Source organism: Chthonomonas sp. (assembly GCF_035294165.1).
Taxonomy (GTDB): domain Bacteria; phylum Armatimonadota; class Chthonomonadetes; order Chthonomonadales; family Chthonomonadaceae; genus Chthonomonas.
Map to the genome: position 1 here is coordinate 1 of NZ_DATGLN010000072.1, position 17,718 is coordinate 17,718.

The 17,718-nt window shown below is 56.6% G+C and carries 14 protein-coding genes; 7 read left to right on the forward strand and 7 right to left on the reverse strand.

Annotated elements, in window-relative coordinates; translation table 11 throughout:
- Positions 1-298 precede the first annotated feature (298 nt).
- Positions 299-739, reverse strand: a complete 441-nt coding sequence (locus VKV29_RS03555) for a DUF4149 domain-containing protein (RefSeq protein ID WP_324199923.1) — start codon at positions 737-739, stop codon at positions 299-301.
- A gap of 468 nt (positions 740-1,207) precedes the next feature.
- Between VKV29_RS03555 and VKV29_RS03560 the strand changes: the two genes are divergently transcribed.
- The gene (locus tag VKV29_RS03560) at positions 1,208-2,797 is read left to right on the forward strand and encodes a glycosyl hydrolase (RefSeq protein WP_324199924.1); all 1,590 of its coding nucleotides are present in this window, start codon (positions 1,208-1,210) and stop codon (positions 2,795-2,797) included.
- A gap of 13 nt (positions 2,798-2,810) precedes the next feature.
- Here VKV29_RS03560 and VKV29_RS03565 read toward each other — a convergent pair whose 3' ends face one another.
- Positions 2,811-4,028, reverse strand: coding sequence for an acetate kinase (locus VKV29_RS03565; RefSeq protein ID WP_324199925.1), 1,218 nt, complete (start codon positions 4,026-4,028; stop codon positions 2,811-2,813).
- Between the two features lie 19 nt (positions 4,029-4,047).
- Positions 4,048-6,411, reverse strand: coding sequence for a phosphoketolase family protein (locus VKV29_RS03570; protein ID WP_324199926.1), 2,364 nt, complete (start codon positions 6,409-6,411; stop codon positions 4,048-4,050).
- A 104-nt stretch (positions 6,412-6,515) separates the two neighbouring features.
- Between VKV29_RS03570 and VKV29_RS03575 the strand changes: the two genes are divergently transcribed.
- From VKV29_RS03575 to cydB, 3 genes are read left to right on the forward strand one after another with little or no spacing between them, the layout of a single operon-like run.
- Complete coding sequence (locus VKV29_RS03575; RefSeq protein ID WP_324199927.1) at positions 6,516-7,394, forward strand: universal stress protein; 879 nt, start codon at positions 6,516-6,518, stop codon at positions 7,392-7,394.
- 27 nt (positions 7,395-7,421) lie between these two features.
- Positions 7,422-8,792 carry a cytochrome ubiquinol oxidase subunit I gene (locus VKV29_RS03580; protein WP_324199928.1) on the forward strand — a complete coding sequence of 457 codons (1,371 nt, stop codon included), beginning with the start codon at positions 7,422-7,424 and terminating at the stop codon, positions 8,790-8,792.
- Between the two features lie 15 nt (positions 8,793-8,807).
- The gene (gene cydB, locus VKV29_RS03585; protein ID WP_324199929.1) at positions 8,808-9,860 is read left to right on the forward strand and encodes a cytochrome d ubiquinol oxidase subunit II; all 1,053 of its coding nucleotides are present in this window, start codon (positions 8,808-8,810) and stop codon (positions 9,858-9,860) included.
- 72 nt (positions 9,861-9,932) lie between these two features.
- On the opposite strand, the gene VKV29_RS03590 is transcribed toward cydB, so the two are convergent.
- The 3 genes from VKV29_RS03590 to VKV29_RS03600 form a co-directional block, all read right to left on the reverse strand.
- Positions 9,933-11,963, reverse strand: a complete 2,031-nt coding sequence (locus VKV29_RS03590; protein WP_324199930.1) for a S8 family serine peptidase — start codon at positions 11,961-11,963, stop codon at positions 9,933-9,935.
- A gap of 265 nt (positions 11,964-12,228) precedes the next feature.
- Complete coding sequence (locus tag VKV29_RS03595; protein ID WP_324199931.1) at positions 12,229-13,020, reverse strand: GNAT family N-acetyltransferase; 792 nt, start codon at positions 13,018-13,020, stop codon at positions 12,229-12,231.
- Positions 13,021-13,047: 27 nt separating this feature from the next.
- Entirely contained in the window at positions 13,048-13,605 is a 558-nt protein-coding gene (locus VKV29_RS03600; protein ID WP_324199932.1) for a GNAT family N-acetyltransferase, read from the reverse strand.
- Positions 13,606-13,758: 153 nt separating this feature from the next.
- Here VKV29_RS03600 and VKV29_RS03605 point away from each other — a divergent pair, with 153 nt between their 5' ends.
- The 3 genes from VKV29_RS03605 to VKV29_RS03615 are packed head-to-tail and all read left to right on the forward strand — an operon-like array spanning position 13,759 to position 16,593.
- Entirely contained in the window at positions 13,759-15,135 is a 1,377-nt protein-coding gene (locus VKV29_RS03605; RefSeq protein WP_324199933.1) for a FapA family protein, read from the forward strand.
- Between the two features lie 9 nt (positions 15,136-15,144).
- Positions 15,145-15,498 (forward strand): hypothetical protein, encoded by a 354-nt coding sequence (locus VKV29_RS03610; protein ID WP_324199934.1) that lies wholly within the window; start codon positions 15,145-15,147, stop codon positions 15,496-15,498.
- Between the two features lie 3 nt (positions 15,499-15,501).
- Positions 15,502-16,593, forward strand: coding sequence for a M15 family metallopeptidase (locus VKV29_RS03615; RefSeq protein WP_324199935.1), 1,092 nt, complete (start codon positions 15,502-15,504; stop codon positions 16,591-16,593).
- A gap of 17 nt (positions 16,594-16,610) precedes the next feature.
- Here the strand turns inward: VKV29_RS03615 and VKV29_RS03620 are convergent, their stop codons facing one another.
- Positions 16,611-17,681, reverse strand: coding sequence for a lactonase family protein (locus VKV29_RS03620; protein ID WP_324199936.1), 1,071 nt, complete (start codon positions 17,679-17,681; stop codon positions 16,611-16,613).
- Positions 17,682-17,718 lie beyond the last annotated feature (37 nt).

The window sequence follows — 17,718 nt, forward strand, 5'->3', positions numbered from 1 at the left end:
TGACCGGTTTGCGCGAAAGGTTCCTTATGGTTCAGGAACCTAAAAGCCTCATCTCCTCCGGTATGGGGAGAGGCATGGAACGCACGACATCTGTGTGAAGGTATCCGTCCTCGGTAGGCCGCTACGGTGCGAGGCAAAACAACCAACTGCGAACTCTATGGAACGACTTGTTACCTCTTACAACTAGCAAAGAAGAACACCTAGGTGCAGAGGTCTGTTTTCATTTATTATAACACCCCTTTGAGCGTATGTCAAGTTGCATACTATCCCTCAGCAGTTTTCAAGAATAGGCCTCCCGCTAACTGCAGCCCAGCCAAAAAAGCAAAATCTCCTTCAAGATGTCGCTATAGAAGTAGATTTGATGCAGGTCTAGCCCTTGTGCCGGCAAAGGCTGACCACGAAAAAGGAGATCGATTCGGGCATCCATCCCCGGCAAAAGCCAAAACGTCTGCAGCACCAGTAGACCAAGCAATAGGAGCACCAGAGGGAGACGAAAGCGAAGCCTCTTTCTCGTGAGCAGCACAAGCCCCAATAGCACCAGGGCGCACCCCCACTCCACTCGGTTGAAAAGGTGAAAGGTTACTCGCCCCACATCTAAGGCGACCGGCAGGGTAAGGGACGGAGCCTGAAACTTGGCGAGCGTTGCCAAAAAGGAGACGCCTACGAGCATCCCGGCCCAGTAGGCCGGTAATAACACCACGGCTCGCCCTAACCAAAACCGAAGCCATAGGGAACGCATGTCGGTTTCCTCTATTTCGGATAATTAGGTCTTAATATACCCTATTAACGCTAATGTTCAAGCCCCCACCCCCCCGCCCCTCAAGGCCGACGACCTCCCCCTCAGCACTTTTCCCTCAAGGGTACCCCTTACAGCCCCTCTCCTCGATGGAGAGAGGGGATGACCGCCGCAGCGGCCTATCTCATTTCCTTAATCGCCTATCTCTCTGGCCGCTGCATTGCTGTCTGCAAGACGGAAAGGATGGGATAGGGGGCGAACAGGATAGACTTGCTCCGCGAACTGCCTCTAGAGCCGTAAGACTCGTGGTCTCAGCCTAAAAGGAGGAGGCCGAGATGCTGACTTTCACTGGCCTATGATAACCTCTCCTCCCAACTCAGAAAAGAACATGAAAAGTAACGAAAGGATAAGCTCCTTCTCAATGTCAGGTACAATCTTCCCACGTGAAACCTCCATTGAAGGAGAGTGAGAATGTTCTACGCCAACTGTTGGAAGGCCCTCGTGTTGATAACTACGGTCTGCTCTGCCCTTTCGGTTGGTGCGCAACAGAACCCTACGACTAGCAATGGCCCCATCGTAGATCGATTCGGTCAGTATCTTCCCACCGATTGGCCCGGCAAAGTCCATACCGACGCCGACCTCCAGGCTGCCCTGCAAAAAGAGCAAGACCTTATGCGCTCTGAATGGCTCTTGCCTCAGCACCGCGACCCCTTCGGTGGCGAAACCGACTTGGGCTGGCACGCCGAGGCCACCGGTTTCTATCGGGTCATGCAACATAACGGGAAGTGGTGGCTCATTACCCCACAGGGCAATCCGTGTTTCTACACCGGCGTCTGCACGGTGCCAACCTTGGTGAACGGCACCCCGATAACGGGCCGTGAAGGCCTCTTTGCCTGGCTGCCGCCCAAAACCGGCACCTATGTGGCCGCTTGGGGAACCTCGCCATGGGATAGAAGCGACAAAACCGAATACTTCTCTTTCGATACCGCCAACCTTATCCGGAAATTCGGCAACATCTGGGATCAACGCGCTCGCACAGAGGCCATACAGCGCCTGCAACATTGGGGATTTTGCGGAGCAGGAAAATGGTCGGAGATGTTGCCCAACGTTCCCTCTCTCCCGGTCCTCTGGTACTCCGCAGACTATATAGGCCGCCACCCCGACATCTTCGACCCTAAAGTGCAGGCCCAAATTCGCCGGTCGCTGCAACAGCAGATCGCTCCACACAAAAACGACCCCTATATTCTCGGATGGTCTATCAAAAACGAGTTCGACGAAATCATCACCATCCAAGAGATAAAGGAGCTACTTCAGAAGCCTGCAACGGTTCCGGCCAAACGGGCCTTGGTGGATGAGGCCTTGAAAACCCGTTATCATAATGACGTCGCAGCCATAGCCGCCGCTTGGAAGGTAAGTCCACCTAGCCGTGCTGCCCTCTATAGCGCTCAACCGACACCGCCCATGGACGACCTCGAAGCGCTTCGGCAGTTCTTCGCCAAAAGCTACTACGCATTTCTCTACCAAACGGTAAAGCAGATAGACCCCCATCACCTCTACTTCGGCTTCTGGATCGTGCCCGGCTGGTGGCAGAACGCGAGCGATTGGGGGCTGATTGCCCCTTACTGCGATGTCATAGGCTACGACCGCTACGCCACTACCTTCGCGGACAGCTGGCTTGAAGGGCTATTCAACGCTACTAAAAAGCCCGTGCTCTGCGGTGAGTTCTCCTTCCCACCCTACTACAATGGGCAGCGCGGCTTCGGCCGCTACTTCGTCTCCACCACCGATGAAAGCCAAGAGGCCGACCTCTATGCAAAATGGGCGAAAGATGCTGCCGCAAACCCCTACTGCGTTGGCCTGATGTGGTTTGAGTACCGCGATGAACCCATCACCGGCCGCGGGCCGGGGCACGGCCCAGAGCGAGTCTATGGAGAAAACTACGCCTTCGGCCTTGTGGATGTGGCAGACCGCCCGCGCTGGGACGTTGTTACCCGAATGCGAGAAGTAAACCTACAACTTGATCGTATTCGCGCATCCAGCGAAACAACGCTCGCAAAGTAGAGCTGCCGTACAGCTAGCGTGCCTGCTGCTGAAACTGCCAACAGGCTTGGGCAATGGCCCACTCTTCTTGGGTGCGAATAACCAACACGCGCGTTGGAGAGGCGGGGGTGGTGATGTCTCCATCCTCAGAGAGCGCCTTGTTTTTATCGTCCTCAATCGCGATGCCTAAAAAGGCAAGTTGTCGGCATGCGGCCTCACGCACAAGTGCGGAGTTTTCGCCTATGCCACCGGTAAAGATCAGGGCGTCCACTCCGCCTAAACATGCGGCCATAGCCCCGATATGCCAACAGAGCCGATGCACAAACATGCGGAATGCTAGCTGTGCACGCGAGTTTCCCGCATGCATGGCCTCCTCTATCTGCTGCATACTATGAGAAATGCCGGAGATGCCTAACAGCCCCGAATGCCGCTCCAAAACCTCCTCCAACTGTGTAAGGGTATAGTGGCCTTTTTTTAGGAGATGGAGAAGCAAGCCCGGGTCTACAGAGCCGGATCGGGTGCCCATCATCAGCCCCTCTAAAGGGGTAAACCCCATCGTTGTGGCCACACTTTTGCCGTTTTGGATGGCGGCCACAGAGCAGCCGTTGCCTAAATGGCAGGAGACGAGGCGCAGCGAGTGGAGGTCGCGCTGAAGCAACCTTGCTGCCCGAGCAGCCACATACTGATGGCTAATGCCGTGAAACCCATAGCGCCGAAAACCCTGCTCTCTCCATTCGTAGGGACCGGCATAGAGAGCACCCTCTTCGGGCAGGGTGCTGTGGAAAGCCGTGTCGAAAACGGCCAGTTGAGGCACGGTGCCGAACCGTTTTTCCACCGCACGAATGCCCTCCAAGGCGATGCGATTGTGCAGGGGAGCCAACTCCGCGAAGGCCTCTATATCGCGCTTAACCTCCTCTGAAATAGGCGTAGGCTCCTGATACTTTCCCCCTCCATGAACCACCCGATGCCCCACGATCTCCACAACTTCATTTTGGGGCAGCACCGAAAGCTCTTCGATGGTAGCCAACATAAGCCCGATCGCATGGGCGGGCGAGGAGGCTTCGATCTGCCGATGGTGGGACTGCGTTGCGCTCTTCACCTCCAGGCTCGCCTGGCCCTGCATGCGATCAGGGTGTTGCCACACGACACGCCCTTCCCACAACGGAGCAGGAGGCGTCTCCTGAACGTCGGTAACGACATATAAGGCGCCCTTATGGCTGCTGGAACCCTCATTAAGTACAAGAATGTTCACCTTCGTTTACCCATGGAGGTTAATTCGTCCAACTCCAATTCTTCACCTCGGGTAGGTCGTCGCCGTACTCGCAAATATAGGCCTTGTGCTCCAGCAGTTTATCGCGCAACATCTGGCGCAGATGGGCGTGCGCCTGCAGGCGCGGAACCCTGTCGAGCACATCTATAGCCAGATGGAAGCGATCTAGCTCGTTGAGCACACACATATCGAAAGGCGTCGTTATGGTGCCTTCCTCTTTATACCCCCTCACATGAAGGCGTTGGTTCGTGCGACGGTAGGTCAAACGATGGATCAGCCAAGGATAGCCGTGAAAAGCGAAGATGATGGGGCAATCGGTGGTGAAAATACTGTCGTACTCCTTGTCGGGCAGCCCATGCGGATGCAGACTCGGCGGCTGCAGAGTCATGAGGTCAACAACATTGACGACACGAATTTTGATGTCGGGGATATGCTTGCGCAACCAATCCACGGCGGCAAGAGTCTCCAAAGTAGGTACGTCGCCGGCGCAGGCCATAACCACATCGGGTTGACCGCCCTGATCGTTACTGGCCCACTCCCATATGCTCACTCCCGCCGCGCAATGCTTGATAGCTTCGCTCATACTAAGCCACTGTAGCTCTGGATGCTTGCCTGCGATGACCACGTTAACATAGTTTCGGCTACGCAAGCAGTGGTCCATCACACAAAGCAGGGTGTTGGCATCCGGCGGCAGGTAAACGCGGACGATCTCGGCCTTTTTGTTAACCACAACATCTATAAAGCCGGGGTCTTGATGGGTGAAACCGTTGTGGTCTTGGCGCCACACATGAGAGGTAAGAAGATAGTTTAGGCTGGCGATAGGCCGACGCCAGGGTAGCTCTCGGGTAACTTTTAGCCATTTGGCATGCTGATTGAACATCGAATCCACAATGTGAATAAAGGCCTCATAGCTGGCAAAAAGACCATGGCGGCCTGTTAAAAGATAGCCTTCCAGCCAGCCTTGGCACATGTGCTCGCTCAAAACCTCCATCACCCTTCCTTCCGGCGAGAGGTGGTCGTCGGTGGGCAAAATAGGCTCGGTGGTCATTCTGTCGGTAACTTCAAACACAGCCTGAAGCCGATTCGATGCCGTTTCATCTGGGCACATGATGCGGAAGTTGCGGCTCTCCAGGTTTTTCTTCATCACATCGCGCAGAAAACAGCCGAGAATGCGCGTGGATTCGGCCTGTTGGGTGCCCGGTTTCTCCACATCAACGGCGTAGTCCCGAAAGTCGGGCATACGCAGATCGCGCAGCAGCGCCCCACCATTGGCATGTGGGTTTGCGCTCATACGGCGCTCGCCTTGTGGGGCTAATGCCGCGATTTCAGGAAAGAGCTTTCCGTTTTTGTCAAACAGCTCCTCCGGTTTGTAGCTACGCAACCACTGCTCCAACATCCGGAGGTGTTCGGGCTTTCGGTGGAGTTCGGCAAGCGGAACTTGATGCGAGCGAAAGGTTCCTTCGACCTGCTGGCCATCTACGACTTTAGGGCCCGTCCATCCTTTCGGGGTGCGCAGGATGATCATTGGCCACCGAGGGCGCTTAGAAAAACCGTGGGAACGTGCATCCGCCTGAATCGCTCGTATCGAGCGTATCACAGTTTCCAAAGTGGAGGCCATTTGGGGATGGACGAGTTGAGGGTCGTGCCCCTCCACCACATAGGGGCGGTAGCCGTAACCTTCGAATAACTTTATCAGCTCTTCCGACCCCATACGTCCGAGCACGGTAGGGCCGGAGATTTTATATCCGTTCAGATGCAGGATGGGCAGCACAGCCCCATCACGCGCCGGATTCAGGAACTTGTTAGAGTGCCAGCTTGTGGCGCAAGGCCCCGTTTCCGCCTCGCCATCTCCTACGACGCAACATACCAAAAGATCGGGGTTATCGAAGGCGGCCCCATAGGCATGAAGCAGCGAATAGCCGAGTTCACCCCCTTCATGAATGGAGCCGGGCGTCTCTGGAGCTACATGGCTGGGAACGCCTCCGGGAAAGGAGAACTGTTTAAACAGCCTCTTTAGGCCCTCTTCATCTTGCGACACATTTGGGTATATCTCGGAATAGGTGCCTTCCAGATAGGCGTTGGCGATGAGAGCCGGACCACCGTGCCCCGGCCCGGTTATGAAGATGGCGTTAAGATCGTAAAGCCGGATAAGACGATTCATGTGGGCATAGATAAAGTTGAGGCCGGGTGAGGTTCCCCAATGCCCTAGCAGACGCGGCTTGATGTGCTCGGGGGTTAGTGGCTCTCGTAAAAGCGGGTTGTCCAGCAGATATATCTGCCCTACCGACAGATAGTTCGCCGCCCGCCAGTAGGCGTCGAGCAGCCTAAGCTCTTCTGGATCAAGAGACTTGCTCTGTCGCTTCACTAATCGTGACCTCCTCACTTTTAAATGGAGTGGGATAAGAGAACTATACCTGAAAACGGATAAAAGTAGGGTAATATCCTATTATCACTGGAGGGAGGGCGACTATGTTTCAGACGATTCTCGTTGGATACGATGGCTCTGAAAATGCGCTTCATGCGGCGGAGAGTGCGGCTCGCTTGGCAAAGCTTTTCGGCGCCCGTGTCATCCTACTTAACGTTTTTCCCTATCCCTATACGTTGATACCGGATGGCCTTTTCGACCAAGGCGAGGTGGCGCTGGATGCGGAAACGGTGGCGCGCCTGGCACGGGAAGACCTAAAGGTGGTAGAGGACGTGGCGCTGCCGGTGTTTGAGAAGTACGGAGTGGCCTGCCAAATTGTGCAAGAGATCGGGGCGCCCGTCGAAAAGATACTGCACGCGGCCCGGAAGCACCGTGTAGACCTCATCGTGGTTGGCAGTCGAGGCCTCAGCGGTTGGCAGCAGCTTCTACTCGGCAGCGTGGCCGGCGGGGTTCTGCAGCAGCACGATTTTCCGGTGCTTGTAGTGCGCATGCAACGAGTAGAGTTTCGCTCGCTGCTTTTGGCCACCGATGGGTCTGCAAACTCCGTGAAGGCGACGGAGACGGCCTTCGAGCTTGCCGATCGGCTCGATGTGCCTCTCTCGGTGCTCTATGTGAAGGACACGCGAAAACATTGGCTTGCTCGCAAGACGGAGGTGACCATAGATACCGGCCAGTTGCAGAAGACGCTTGAAGAGGAGCTGGAGCGGCTACGAGGCAACAAAGAGGTGCTGATCCACTTGCGTCTCCGCGAAGGAAACCCGGCCCAGGAGATCGTGGAGTTTGCGGCTGAAAACGATAAAGACCTCATTATTATGGGCAGTCGAGGGCTTGACCCGGTGCGGTCGCTCTTTCTGGGCAGCACCTCTCGCGCCGTGGTGCATCACGCGCCCTGTTCGGTGCTGGTGGTTCCTCGTGAAGAATAGCCACACTTCGACAATAAGGAGGAAAAGATGAACGCCTTAGCATGGAACCGCTTTCAATTTGGGTTTACGGTAACATACCACTATCTCTTCCCACAGCTTACCATGGGGCTTGCCTTGTTGATCCTGCTCTTCAAGCTGATAGCCCTCAAAACGAAAAACACGCTCTATAACGATGCGGCCCGCTTCTGGGGGCGCCTGTTCGGCATCAATTTCGCCATAGGGGTGGTTACCGGCATTCCTATGGAGTTTCAATTTGGCACAAACTGGGCGCGCTTCTCCAGCTTTGCCGGAGGTGTTGTGGGCAATACCCTCGCCATGGAGGGTATGTTCGCCTTCTTTGCCGAATCGGCCTTTCTTGGGCTTTTCCTCTTCGGAGAGCGCCGGTTCGGAAACAAAGTGAACCTCCTGGCCGCCTTCATGGTGTTCTTCGGCTCTTGGCTTTCCGGATATTTCATCATTGCCACGAACGCTTTTATGCAGCATCCGGTTGGCTATGGCATCGGCCCCGATGGACGCCTTATGCTGGTGAACTTTTGGGCTTTCGTGCTCAACCCCTGGGCCATCTACGAGTATCTTCATAACATGTGTGCCTCCGTGGTGACCGCCTCGTTTGCCGTGGCGGCAGTGGGCGCTCTTTACCTTCTGCTGGGCAGGCATCAGGAGTACGGCAAGATTTTTCTTAAAATGGGCGTGATCGCAGGTCTAGTCTCTTCGCTGCTTCAGGTGTTCCCCACGGGCGATGCCCAAGGCAAAATGCTGGCACGCTATCAGCCGCCTGCTTTAGCTGCGATGGAGGGAGCTTTCAAAACGAGCGCCCATGCCCCCCTTGTGATCATCGGTCAGCCTAACGAGCGCACCGGCCAAATCGAAAATCCCATTACGGTACCGGATGTGCTGAGTTTTCTCGCCTACGGCTCTACGCGCGCCGAGGTGCGAGGGCTAGACTCGTTTCCACCCGACCAGAGGCCGGATAACGCGATTATGGCCTACTATGCCTACCATATCATGGTGGGTTTAGGCACGATTTTCATTGTGATCATGGGTCTTTCTGCCCTTCTGCTATGGAAAGGGCGCCTCGATACCTTTCGCCCCTTGCTGTGGGTGCTGCTGTGCAGCTTTCCCTTCCCCTACATCGCTACGACGATGGGGTGGGTTGCAGCCGAGATGGGTCGGCAGCCGTGGGTGGTCTACGGGCTGCAGCGCACGGCGCATGCCACATCGCCTCTGCTCAGCGGCGGGGATGTGGCGTTCTCAACGCTGGGCTTTATGGGGCTGTATCTCGTTATCGGCATTGTGTTCCTCTACCTCTTTTGCCGCGAGCTGGCCCACGGACCCAGCCCGTTGACCGCCTCCGGTGAGGCCGTTGTCTCGGAGCCGGGGGCTGCCGTTACCGTTTAAGAAAAGGAGGTTCTTATGGCCACGCTCTGGTTCGCGCTGCTTTGCATGATGCTGATCGTCTACGTAGTGCTCGATGGGTTCGATTTCGGCGCGGGCATCTTGCACGTTTGGGTTGCCCGCAGCGATGAGGAACGCCGAACGATCATCGCGGCCATCGGGCCGGTTTGGGATGGCAATGAGGTGTGGTTGCTCGCGGCAGGAGGCGTGCTCGTATGTGCCTTCTCTCGCGTCTATGCAGCGGGCTTCAGCGGATTCTACCTTCCGCTTATGATGGCGCTCTGGTTGCTCATCCTCAGAGGGCTTTCCATTGAGATGCGCTCGCATGAAAAAAACTTCCTGTGGCGCAGCTTTTGGGATGGCCTGCTCTTCTTCTCCTCGGCGCTCATGGCCGTTGTGCTAGGAGCAGCGCTTGGTTGTATTATTCGCGGAGTCCCTCTTAACCAAACAGGTTTCTTTGAGGGCCCCCTTTTCACCGATTTCCGCGTTAGCGCGCATCCTGGTGTGCTCGACTGGTACACGGTTTTGGTAGGCCTTTTCGCGCTCTGTACGTTGGCGCTGCACGGTGCTCTTTACCTCTACTGGAAAACTGCCGGGCCGGTACAACAGCGATGTCGTGCTATAGCGCCCTATCTTTGGGGCATTCAGGTCGTGCTCGGCGTTGTTACGACCTACGCAACCAATGCGGTTCGACCCGATCTCTACGTGCATCTCGTGGCTCGGCCGTGGACATGGATATTTGCCATCACGATTCTGCTGGGCGTCGTTGGCATCCCCCTCCAGTTGCGTCGTGGAAGCGAGCTGTCGGCATTTCTTGCCTCCTGCGCCGTTATCGTCGGCCTGCTGGGGGCCACAGCGGCAGGGCTTTATCCCACCGTTCTTCACTCCACCATTAGCCCCGCCTACGATCTCACCATTTACAATGCCGCCAACGGCGAAAGCACATTGCGCATTGCCCTGTTCTGGTGGATACCCGCTTTCCTTCTGGCCATTCTCTATTTTGCGACTATCTACCGCCTCTTCCGCGGTAAGGCAGAGCTAGACCCAACCGGTCAGAGCCACTACGGCTAGAGGCGCGTTTGCAGAGGTAGGCGAGCAAAATGGGGGCTGTGGCAACCACAGCCCCCGTCTGTCCTTATCGGCTCAGAAGGCAAACGGAATGTTAATGTCGAGATCAACGCCGAGTTGATCGCATCCGGCAACCACTTTGGCCCGCACGGTGCGCCCGTGGCGGAACGCGATGGTGGTGACGGTGTAGTTGCCCTGCGGCAGGTTGATGAGGTGATACATGCCATCCGGTGCCGTCGTCGTATAGAACACCCGTTTTGAGCCGGCCGTTCGGGCGATAACGGGGATGTTCCCCAAAGGCGTGCCGTCCACGGTAACCTGTCCCATAATGCCGCCCACATTCGTGCCCCGTGCATTTTGAAGTGCGAGCGTCGCTGCGGCATCTATGCGCCCATAGCCGTAGGTGGGGTCGTATCCTCCGTCCCGCCGATTGTTGAGTTGATGGCAGCCCCTTTCGATGGTGTTTACAAGAATCTGCGGGGCGTTCGGCGTAAAGGGGGTAATGCCCAACCGTGCAGCAAGGAGGGCGGCCAGGGCTGCAACATGAGGACAGGCCAGCGATGTGCCCGGTAGATAGCCGTAGTTAAGGCCGTACAGCCCTAAGGCAGCATACAGTCCATCGGGATTGTTGGGGTCGGGGTTGGAGAGAAGCACCTGGTAGGTTGGAGCCAGCGACCAAACCAGCACATACTCTTGAATGGGGTTCAATCCCAAGTCGGCTCCGTTGGGGCTGTTGTTGTAGAACTCGGTGATATCGCCCCCTGGCGCAGCACAACCGAGTTCATACCCGTCATTGCTATAGGAGGCCAGATGCTCGTCGAGAACGGTGTTTGGCAACCCATCCGGCCCGATGGGGTCGCCGTAGGCGGTGGCGGCCACGGCCAACACACGGTCGCAGCAGGCCGGGTAGCGGCGCGTTCGAGCGAGGATGGGATGGCTTGGATCGCCGTCGTTACCGGCAGCGGCCACACAGAGGCAGCCATGGTTCCATGCGTAGTTAATGGCATCCTGCAGCGCCTGCGGAAAGTCTGTGGTATCGAGCGTGAGGCTGAGATTGATGGCGATGCAGTGCTGGTCGGCCGCATACTGGATGGCATCAATGAGGTCTGAATCGGAGCCGTCTCCGTTGGCATCTATGATCTTGATGGGCACGATGACGGCGGGAAAAGCCAGACCGGGGATGCCGATGCCGTTATTCGGAGCCGCCGCAATGATGCCGGCAAGGCTTGTGCCGTGCCCCACGTCGTCAAAAGCGTTGGTGACGCCTCCACCCTGATCACCATCAATGAAGGTATGGGCAAGTGCCTCGTCAATTTGCCCTCCGTTTGTGATGTCGGCATCTGTCACGCCCCCACTGGGGTTGCCGGTATAAGTGAAGTCGGGGTGGGTGAAATCTATACCGCTATCAATCACGGCCACACGAGGCAGGGCGGGCGAGAGGGGATTGTTTCGATAGAGCTGGGCACGCTCCTGAGCCGTCTCGTAATGACCAGGATAGATATTCCAGGCGGCTAAGGCGTTTACCGTTTCGAGGTTCCATGTGTAAGTCCAGTAGGACGAGTCGTCTTGACGGGCCGTATCCGGCGTGTCCAATCCGGAGAGCACCACGATGAGGTGTTCCAAATCTACCCGTTTCCAGTAGTAGTCGTTGGGGTCGGGTAGCGGGGTGTTGCACAGCTCCACCGGATAGTCCGGCTCCGCTCGCAGCACTCCCGGCTGTTTACGCAGCAGTTGCAGCGTGGCGTTAAGCGCGGAGGGCGAAGGCAACCGGTAAGTCGTCCACCCCAAAACCTTGTTGCAGTGGCAGAACCGCAGAGGGGTCTGACCGTCTGCAATGGCGTGGGCGTTGAGCAGGGCGATTTTGGTAGAACGGTTAAAGCGCGCCGCGAACTGGGTGGGCGAAACCCCCGGAGCCAGCTTCACCAGAATCTGCTGTATGGGATGGTGAGGCTGTTTGTGAAACGGCAGGCTGAGGGGCTGCTGTAGCAGCTCGGGGCCGAGTGCTGTTACACGGTAGGCCCCGCCCAACAGCGCTGCACAGAGTGTTAGGGCCAACAGCAGCCGAACGTAAGAGCCACGGTAAGTTCGTTGCAACGATCGTGTCATCTTTCCTTCCTCCTAATTGAGAAGAACGGTTTGCGCAATAAAGAACTTCGAGAGCGCATGGTGGGCGCTCAGAGACAACAACACGACGGGTTATGCAGGTTTTGTTCCGCACCTGCTAACGTAACGGGTTGAGGGAGCGTGCAGGCGCTCCCAACGACAGAAAACTTCTAGGCGAGCACCTAATAGCTAGAAACGTTCAGAAAAGGATACACAAGAGTAATTGCGCGGGAACAATGCGGATTCCTTCTTTTTGCAAGGCGCAGATTCAGGCGAGGAGGAGATGCCTATGAAGAGGGCCTGCATGCAAACGCTCAAAACCGAGCCGGCGATAGAGCGATTCGGCCGGGCCTCCCGCCTCGGTGAAGAGATAGACAAGCCGGTTGCCTTCGGCAAGGGCATCGGCGATGGTGCGCGTCACAAGAGCCGATGCCACCCCACGCCGACGCCATTCAGGGTGTGTAATCACGCTATCTATACGTGCCCACCCATGGGCCGAGAAAAGATCACAGGCCCCCACCGGAGTCCCCTCGATATAGGCTAAATAGAGCCGACATGCGGGAAAATGGGCCTCCGCTTCGGCCACGGCGCGCCAAAACTGACGCTCTTCCTCCGTCCGTTCGTCGCATATTTGCAACTCTACCCAAAGGCGCCGAGCCTCGGCGTCATGGGAAGGAATGGCTTCCACGCGAATGTGAGGCGACGTTGGTGGCGGCGGTTGAGAGACCCTATAGGCATATAGAGGATACCGGCTTTGATTCTGCAGGGCACCTTTCCTTAAAAGGGCATCTAGAAAGCCTTGTTTCTCGGCCACAGGGTCTATGTCTATCACGATAGGCCATGTACGGTGCTCCTTAAAAACGGCGGCAACCTCTTGTAGTACCTTTTGGGGGCCTCTCCCATCATCGCGCAACCGGAGGGCACGATTGGCGTCGTGATATTTGGGGAGGGTTTCGCTGAAAAGATACCAAGCGCAGGCGGTTTGCCGCGGTTCACCGGCAAAGGCGAAGTAACGAATCTCGTGCTCTAACAGCGGATCGAGCCACCAAAACGTATCCATAAGACGACTGCAAAGGGTTTTCGCCTATTATACTTCTTGCCCATAATCCTTTCGCAAAATGGCGCAGATGCCGCAGTCCTCATAACGGTCGGCTTTTCGTATCCACTCGCGTAGAGTGCCCTCATAACGCATTCCCGCCTTCTCCATGACCCGTCGTGAGGCGGGGTTGCGCGTAAAGTAGGTAGCGTAGATGCGGTTAAGACCAAGTGTGTCGAACCCGAAGGCGATAACGCGCCGAACGGCCTCGGTGGCATAGCCTTGACGCCAGTAGGGAACGCCGATCCAGTAGCCCATCTCGGCGCGATGATGAGCGGGCTGCACGTGCAGCCCTATAGCACCAACGAGGGTTTCATCCGCTCTGCGGATGATGGCGAAGGGGTAGTCCGTGCCGGCCGCGATTTGGGCGGCATGCCCGGCTATCCACGCCTCTGCAGCGCCTTCGGGATAAGGGTGCGGGATATTGGAGGTGGTATCGGCGATCTCCGAGGCTCCTGCCAAACGCTGCACTTCAGGCGCATCGCTTAGGGTAAAAGGGCGCAAAAGTAAACGCTCGGTAATTAACCGCAACTGTGATGGCTCTGTCATCCGCAAGGGTAATCTCCTTCCTTGTTAATTTTGCCCGTAACTCTACCGGTTTTGTTGTTTAGATACCGTATAACTACGTGCTCTCATCTTAAGGGGTTGCGGGCAAGCACCTATAATGTGAAGAAGTCTCAAAATAACAAGGGGGAGACAACGATGTCCACAAGCTGTGCTATTCGAGACGGACGTTTCGAGGTGCGCTTCAACGACAACTACACCGAGGCCACGGTAACCATCTATCCGCCGGAGACCGGCGGTAAACCGGTAAGTGCCGACGAGATCGTGAAGCGATTTCGCGAGCTAGGGGTCACCTACGGCATACGCGAAAGCGCCATCCGTGAGGCCGTCCATAACGCTCAACCGGGGCAAGACCCCATCACGTTTGTTGCCGCGCAAGGGGTGTTGCCCGTGGATGGAATGGATGGTATCATCCATTTTCGCATTCCGCGGGAGATTCTCACACGCCCATTACCGAAGAATCGTTTCGGCCAAGTAGACTGGTTCGCCATTGAGCCAGAACGTTTTGTTGAGGCCGGCCAAGAGCTTGCCTGCATTGTGCCGCCGAGTGCCGGTACGCCGGGGAAGACTCTCATCTGGCCTATCCGCGTGATAGAGGCGAAGCCGGGGAAACCGGCGGAACTGCGCCCCGGTCCCTGTGTTCGTGTTTCGGAGGACGGCTTCCACTTCTACGCGACCACAGAGGGGGTTGCCGAGTTGCAGGGCAGCCGACTAGGTGTGCGCGCGTTTTCGCGCGTGCATAACACATTGCGCGGCGGGTTGCATCGTTTTGCCCATGGAGCCGCCGTTGTCGGCGACACGATCGGTGCCTGGATCGTTTCTGGAACCTTTCTTGCATTGCGCGGCCGTGCCATCAACTCCTTGCTACGGGTTAACGGTGACCTCTATCTCCACAGCGCTATCGGCTGTAAAATCGTTGTGACCGGTGATCTCTATGTGGACGGTACGTTGAACAACTGCCAGGTTGATATTCGAGGTAAAATTTTGGGTGGACCCGATTCGCAGATCGTAGGTGGCTCTATCTGCGCTCAATCCGGCATACAGGTTCAGCAGTTAGGCTCTCCTACAGGCACGCCCACCGAAGTCATGGTGAGTTCTGGCCGTTACAACCAGGTGCGCGCCCAGGAGATCGAAGAGGAGCTTGCAGCGTGCGAAACCAACATCGAGTCGATCTGCCGTGCCTTAAAACCTTTTAGCACGCTGCGACTGCGCACGCTGCCGGAGGAGAAGCAGAGGCTGGTTCAAAAGCTACAGAATCAGCTCCAGGCCTTGGAGGAACACCAGCGAATGCTCTATGGGGAACGGCGCAGTTTGAGCATCAGCCGGCCGGAATCGGTTCATGCGACCATTCAAGTGGCGGGAACTTCTTACCCAGGGGTACGCATAGAAATAGGGAATGCGGTCACAGCATTAGGCACTCCGGTAGAGAGCTGTCGGTTTTATGTGCCGTTCGGCGAAAACCGCATTCGGAGCGCTCCCCTAAAAACGGAGCAAGAGAGGGTTCTCGCTGTCTAGGATAGAGCGGTGGAGACATCTTTCAAATTAACGCGCATCGTGCGCACACAATCCTCCGAGATTTTCCTTATCTGGGATGGTGAGCGCCGTATTGGCCAGGTGGATATCCATTACGCCAACGATACCATCCACGCTACCATCATCTTTGAGGTAGACCTCAGCGTTGCAGAAGAGGAGGAGTTGCTCGCCCAAATAGACGACGATATCGTCTCCTCCTACCTCCCTCGCTTTGATAGGGAGGATTTTGTTGCCCACGTTTTTCGTGGCGAGGAGATCAGTCGCTATACAGACAGTTCCGGGCCGTTGGAGGATTTTGAAGAGGAGGATGACGAGGACGAGGAAAATGACGACGAGGAGGAATAGCGCGTGACGTCCTCTTCCACATCCGGCCGCAAGAGTCGAAAACTTGGTGCGCCGGAACCTATTGCGGCTCTGAATAAGGTGCGCATTTTGGAGCTAGACAAGCCATGGACGGAGCGGGAGCCACTGGTTGATGTTCGCATTCACTGTCCCGATGTCGTTTTATCGCCTCATCTCTGCCCCTACTTGCGCCGTACCGTAGCCGATATGCTGAATCGCGCCCAGGTCTCCTTGCCGCCGGGCTACAAGCTGCGTGTCGGTACCTGCCTGCGAACGCTGGACATGCAGAAGGGCGGGTGGGATAGCTTTTTTAAGCGTATGCAGGAAGAGCACCCCAATTGGCCTCTCTCCGCATTACGACGGGCCACGAATAAGTACTTTGCACCCTACGATCAGAAGGCACCCCCCGGACACTGCACGGGCGGCGCGGTGGATGTGGGGTTGCTTGGCCCCGACGGGAACCCCCTGGATATGATTGCGCCCACCAAAGGATGGGAGGCGGCCTACACATGGTCTGACAAGATAGGCCCAGAGGCCAAACGGAACCGCATGATGATGGTGGAGGCCATGCTGAATGCCGGTTTTTCCAACTGCCGCGATGAATTCTGGCACTACTCCTGGGGCGATTCGGCCTGGGCCGTGCGGGTTGGCAAGACGGAATGCCCCTATGGATGGGCCTATCCGCCGGTTGCTCTCGAAACGGACTTTTCCGGGAAAGACCTTCGTATTGATAAAGCGCAGGCCGCCAATCCCCTTGTTGAAATGGAGCGCGATTGGCATGGGCGACCTCTCCACGCACGAGGGCGCTTCGACATCCTGCCCCCCAATCGAGACGAGGTACGCCTCTTTGCTATCGGCCTCTACTGGGCGAAAGGGGTTGACGTGGAGCTAGAAGCCTGCCTACCGGAAGAGATAAAGCGATCTTTTCCAATTTTTGTGGGTGACGGCAAAGAGAGCTGGGAACCCCTTGAAACTTGGGAACGACAGGGAAATCGCCTGCGCATTTGGCTTTGCCCTAAAGCCGATAGGGTCTATCTCACCGACTATCCCCCACCACCTAAAGAGCCAGATCGGCCACCGCCCGATACCCCCGCCTAAAGGCAGGAGGCTTGCGCCTAACCCGAACTCCCCTCTAACCTAGCCGGCCCTGCGCTCTCCAATGAAAGGAAGAGAATGCAACTCGGGGCAGGGAGGGCTACTTGTCGGTTCAAAGATTGGGGCATGCCCGTCTCTTGATCAAGCCGGAAAAACACCACATTGTTGCTCTTTTGGTTGGCCACCACAAGCCATCGTCCGTCAGGGGAGATGGCAAAGTGGCGGGGCCAGTCGCCCTCTACCGATATATGTCCTCTCGGTAGTAGTCGGCCGGTTGCCTCCTCTATCTGAAAAACAGACAGGCTATTGTGCCCCCGATTGGCCCCATAGAGAAAGCGCCCGTCCGGCGATAGGGCCACCTCGGAGGGGTAGTTCTCACCGTTGTGCGACGCGGGTATGGTGGATTGGGTATGGATAGCGGTGAGCAAGCCCTTTTCAGGATCAAATAGCAAGCCTGTGACTGTGGAGTTTAACTCGTTAATCACATACAGAAAGCGCCCATTGGGGTGGATGGCGATATGGCGCGGCCCCGCTCCGTCAGGTAAAGCGACCTGACCATGAGACTCAAGCCGCACTTTCTGGCGGTCAATACGATAGACAAAAACCCGATCCACTCCTAAATCGGCTGCGAAAAGATAGGGTTGTTGCGGGTGAGGAACCGTACAGTGGGCATGCGGCCCCTCCTGCCGATCGGGGCGTGCTCCATGTCCCTCGTGGTGAATGCAGGCGGCTTCGGGAAGCAGAGCGCCATCCGGGGTTAAGGGCAGCAGGTGCACGTGTCCACTGCCGTAAGATGCCGCAAATAGCATCCGTCCCATCGGGTCTACGGAGAGGTGGCAGGTATAGGTGCCGGAGAGGACCTGATCGTTCTTGAGTCGTAGTTCTCCCGTTGTCGGTTCCAGGGTATAAGCGGTAACGCGCCCCGGCCGCGTCTCACTCAGAGCGTAGAGAGTATGTTTGTTCGGATGTAGACCGAGGAAGGCCGGCGCTTCAAGGCCGGCAACGCTGCGTAGAGAGGTGATCTCTCCTGCCTCCGAGAGTTCAAGCAACCCGATCTGCCCGCTGTAGGTGCCAACATAGATTCGCATCATGGCAGGTGCTCCTGTTTTTCAGGGATTCTACCTGAAC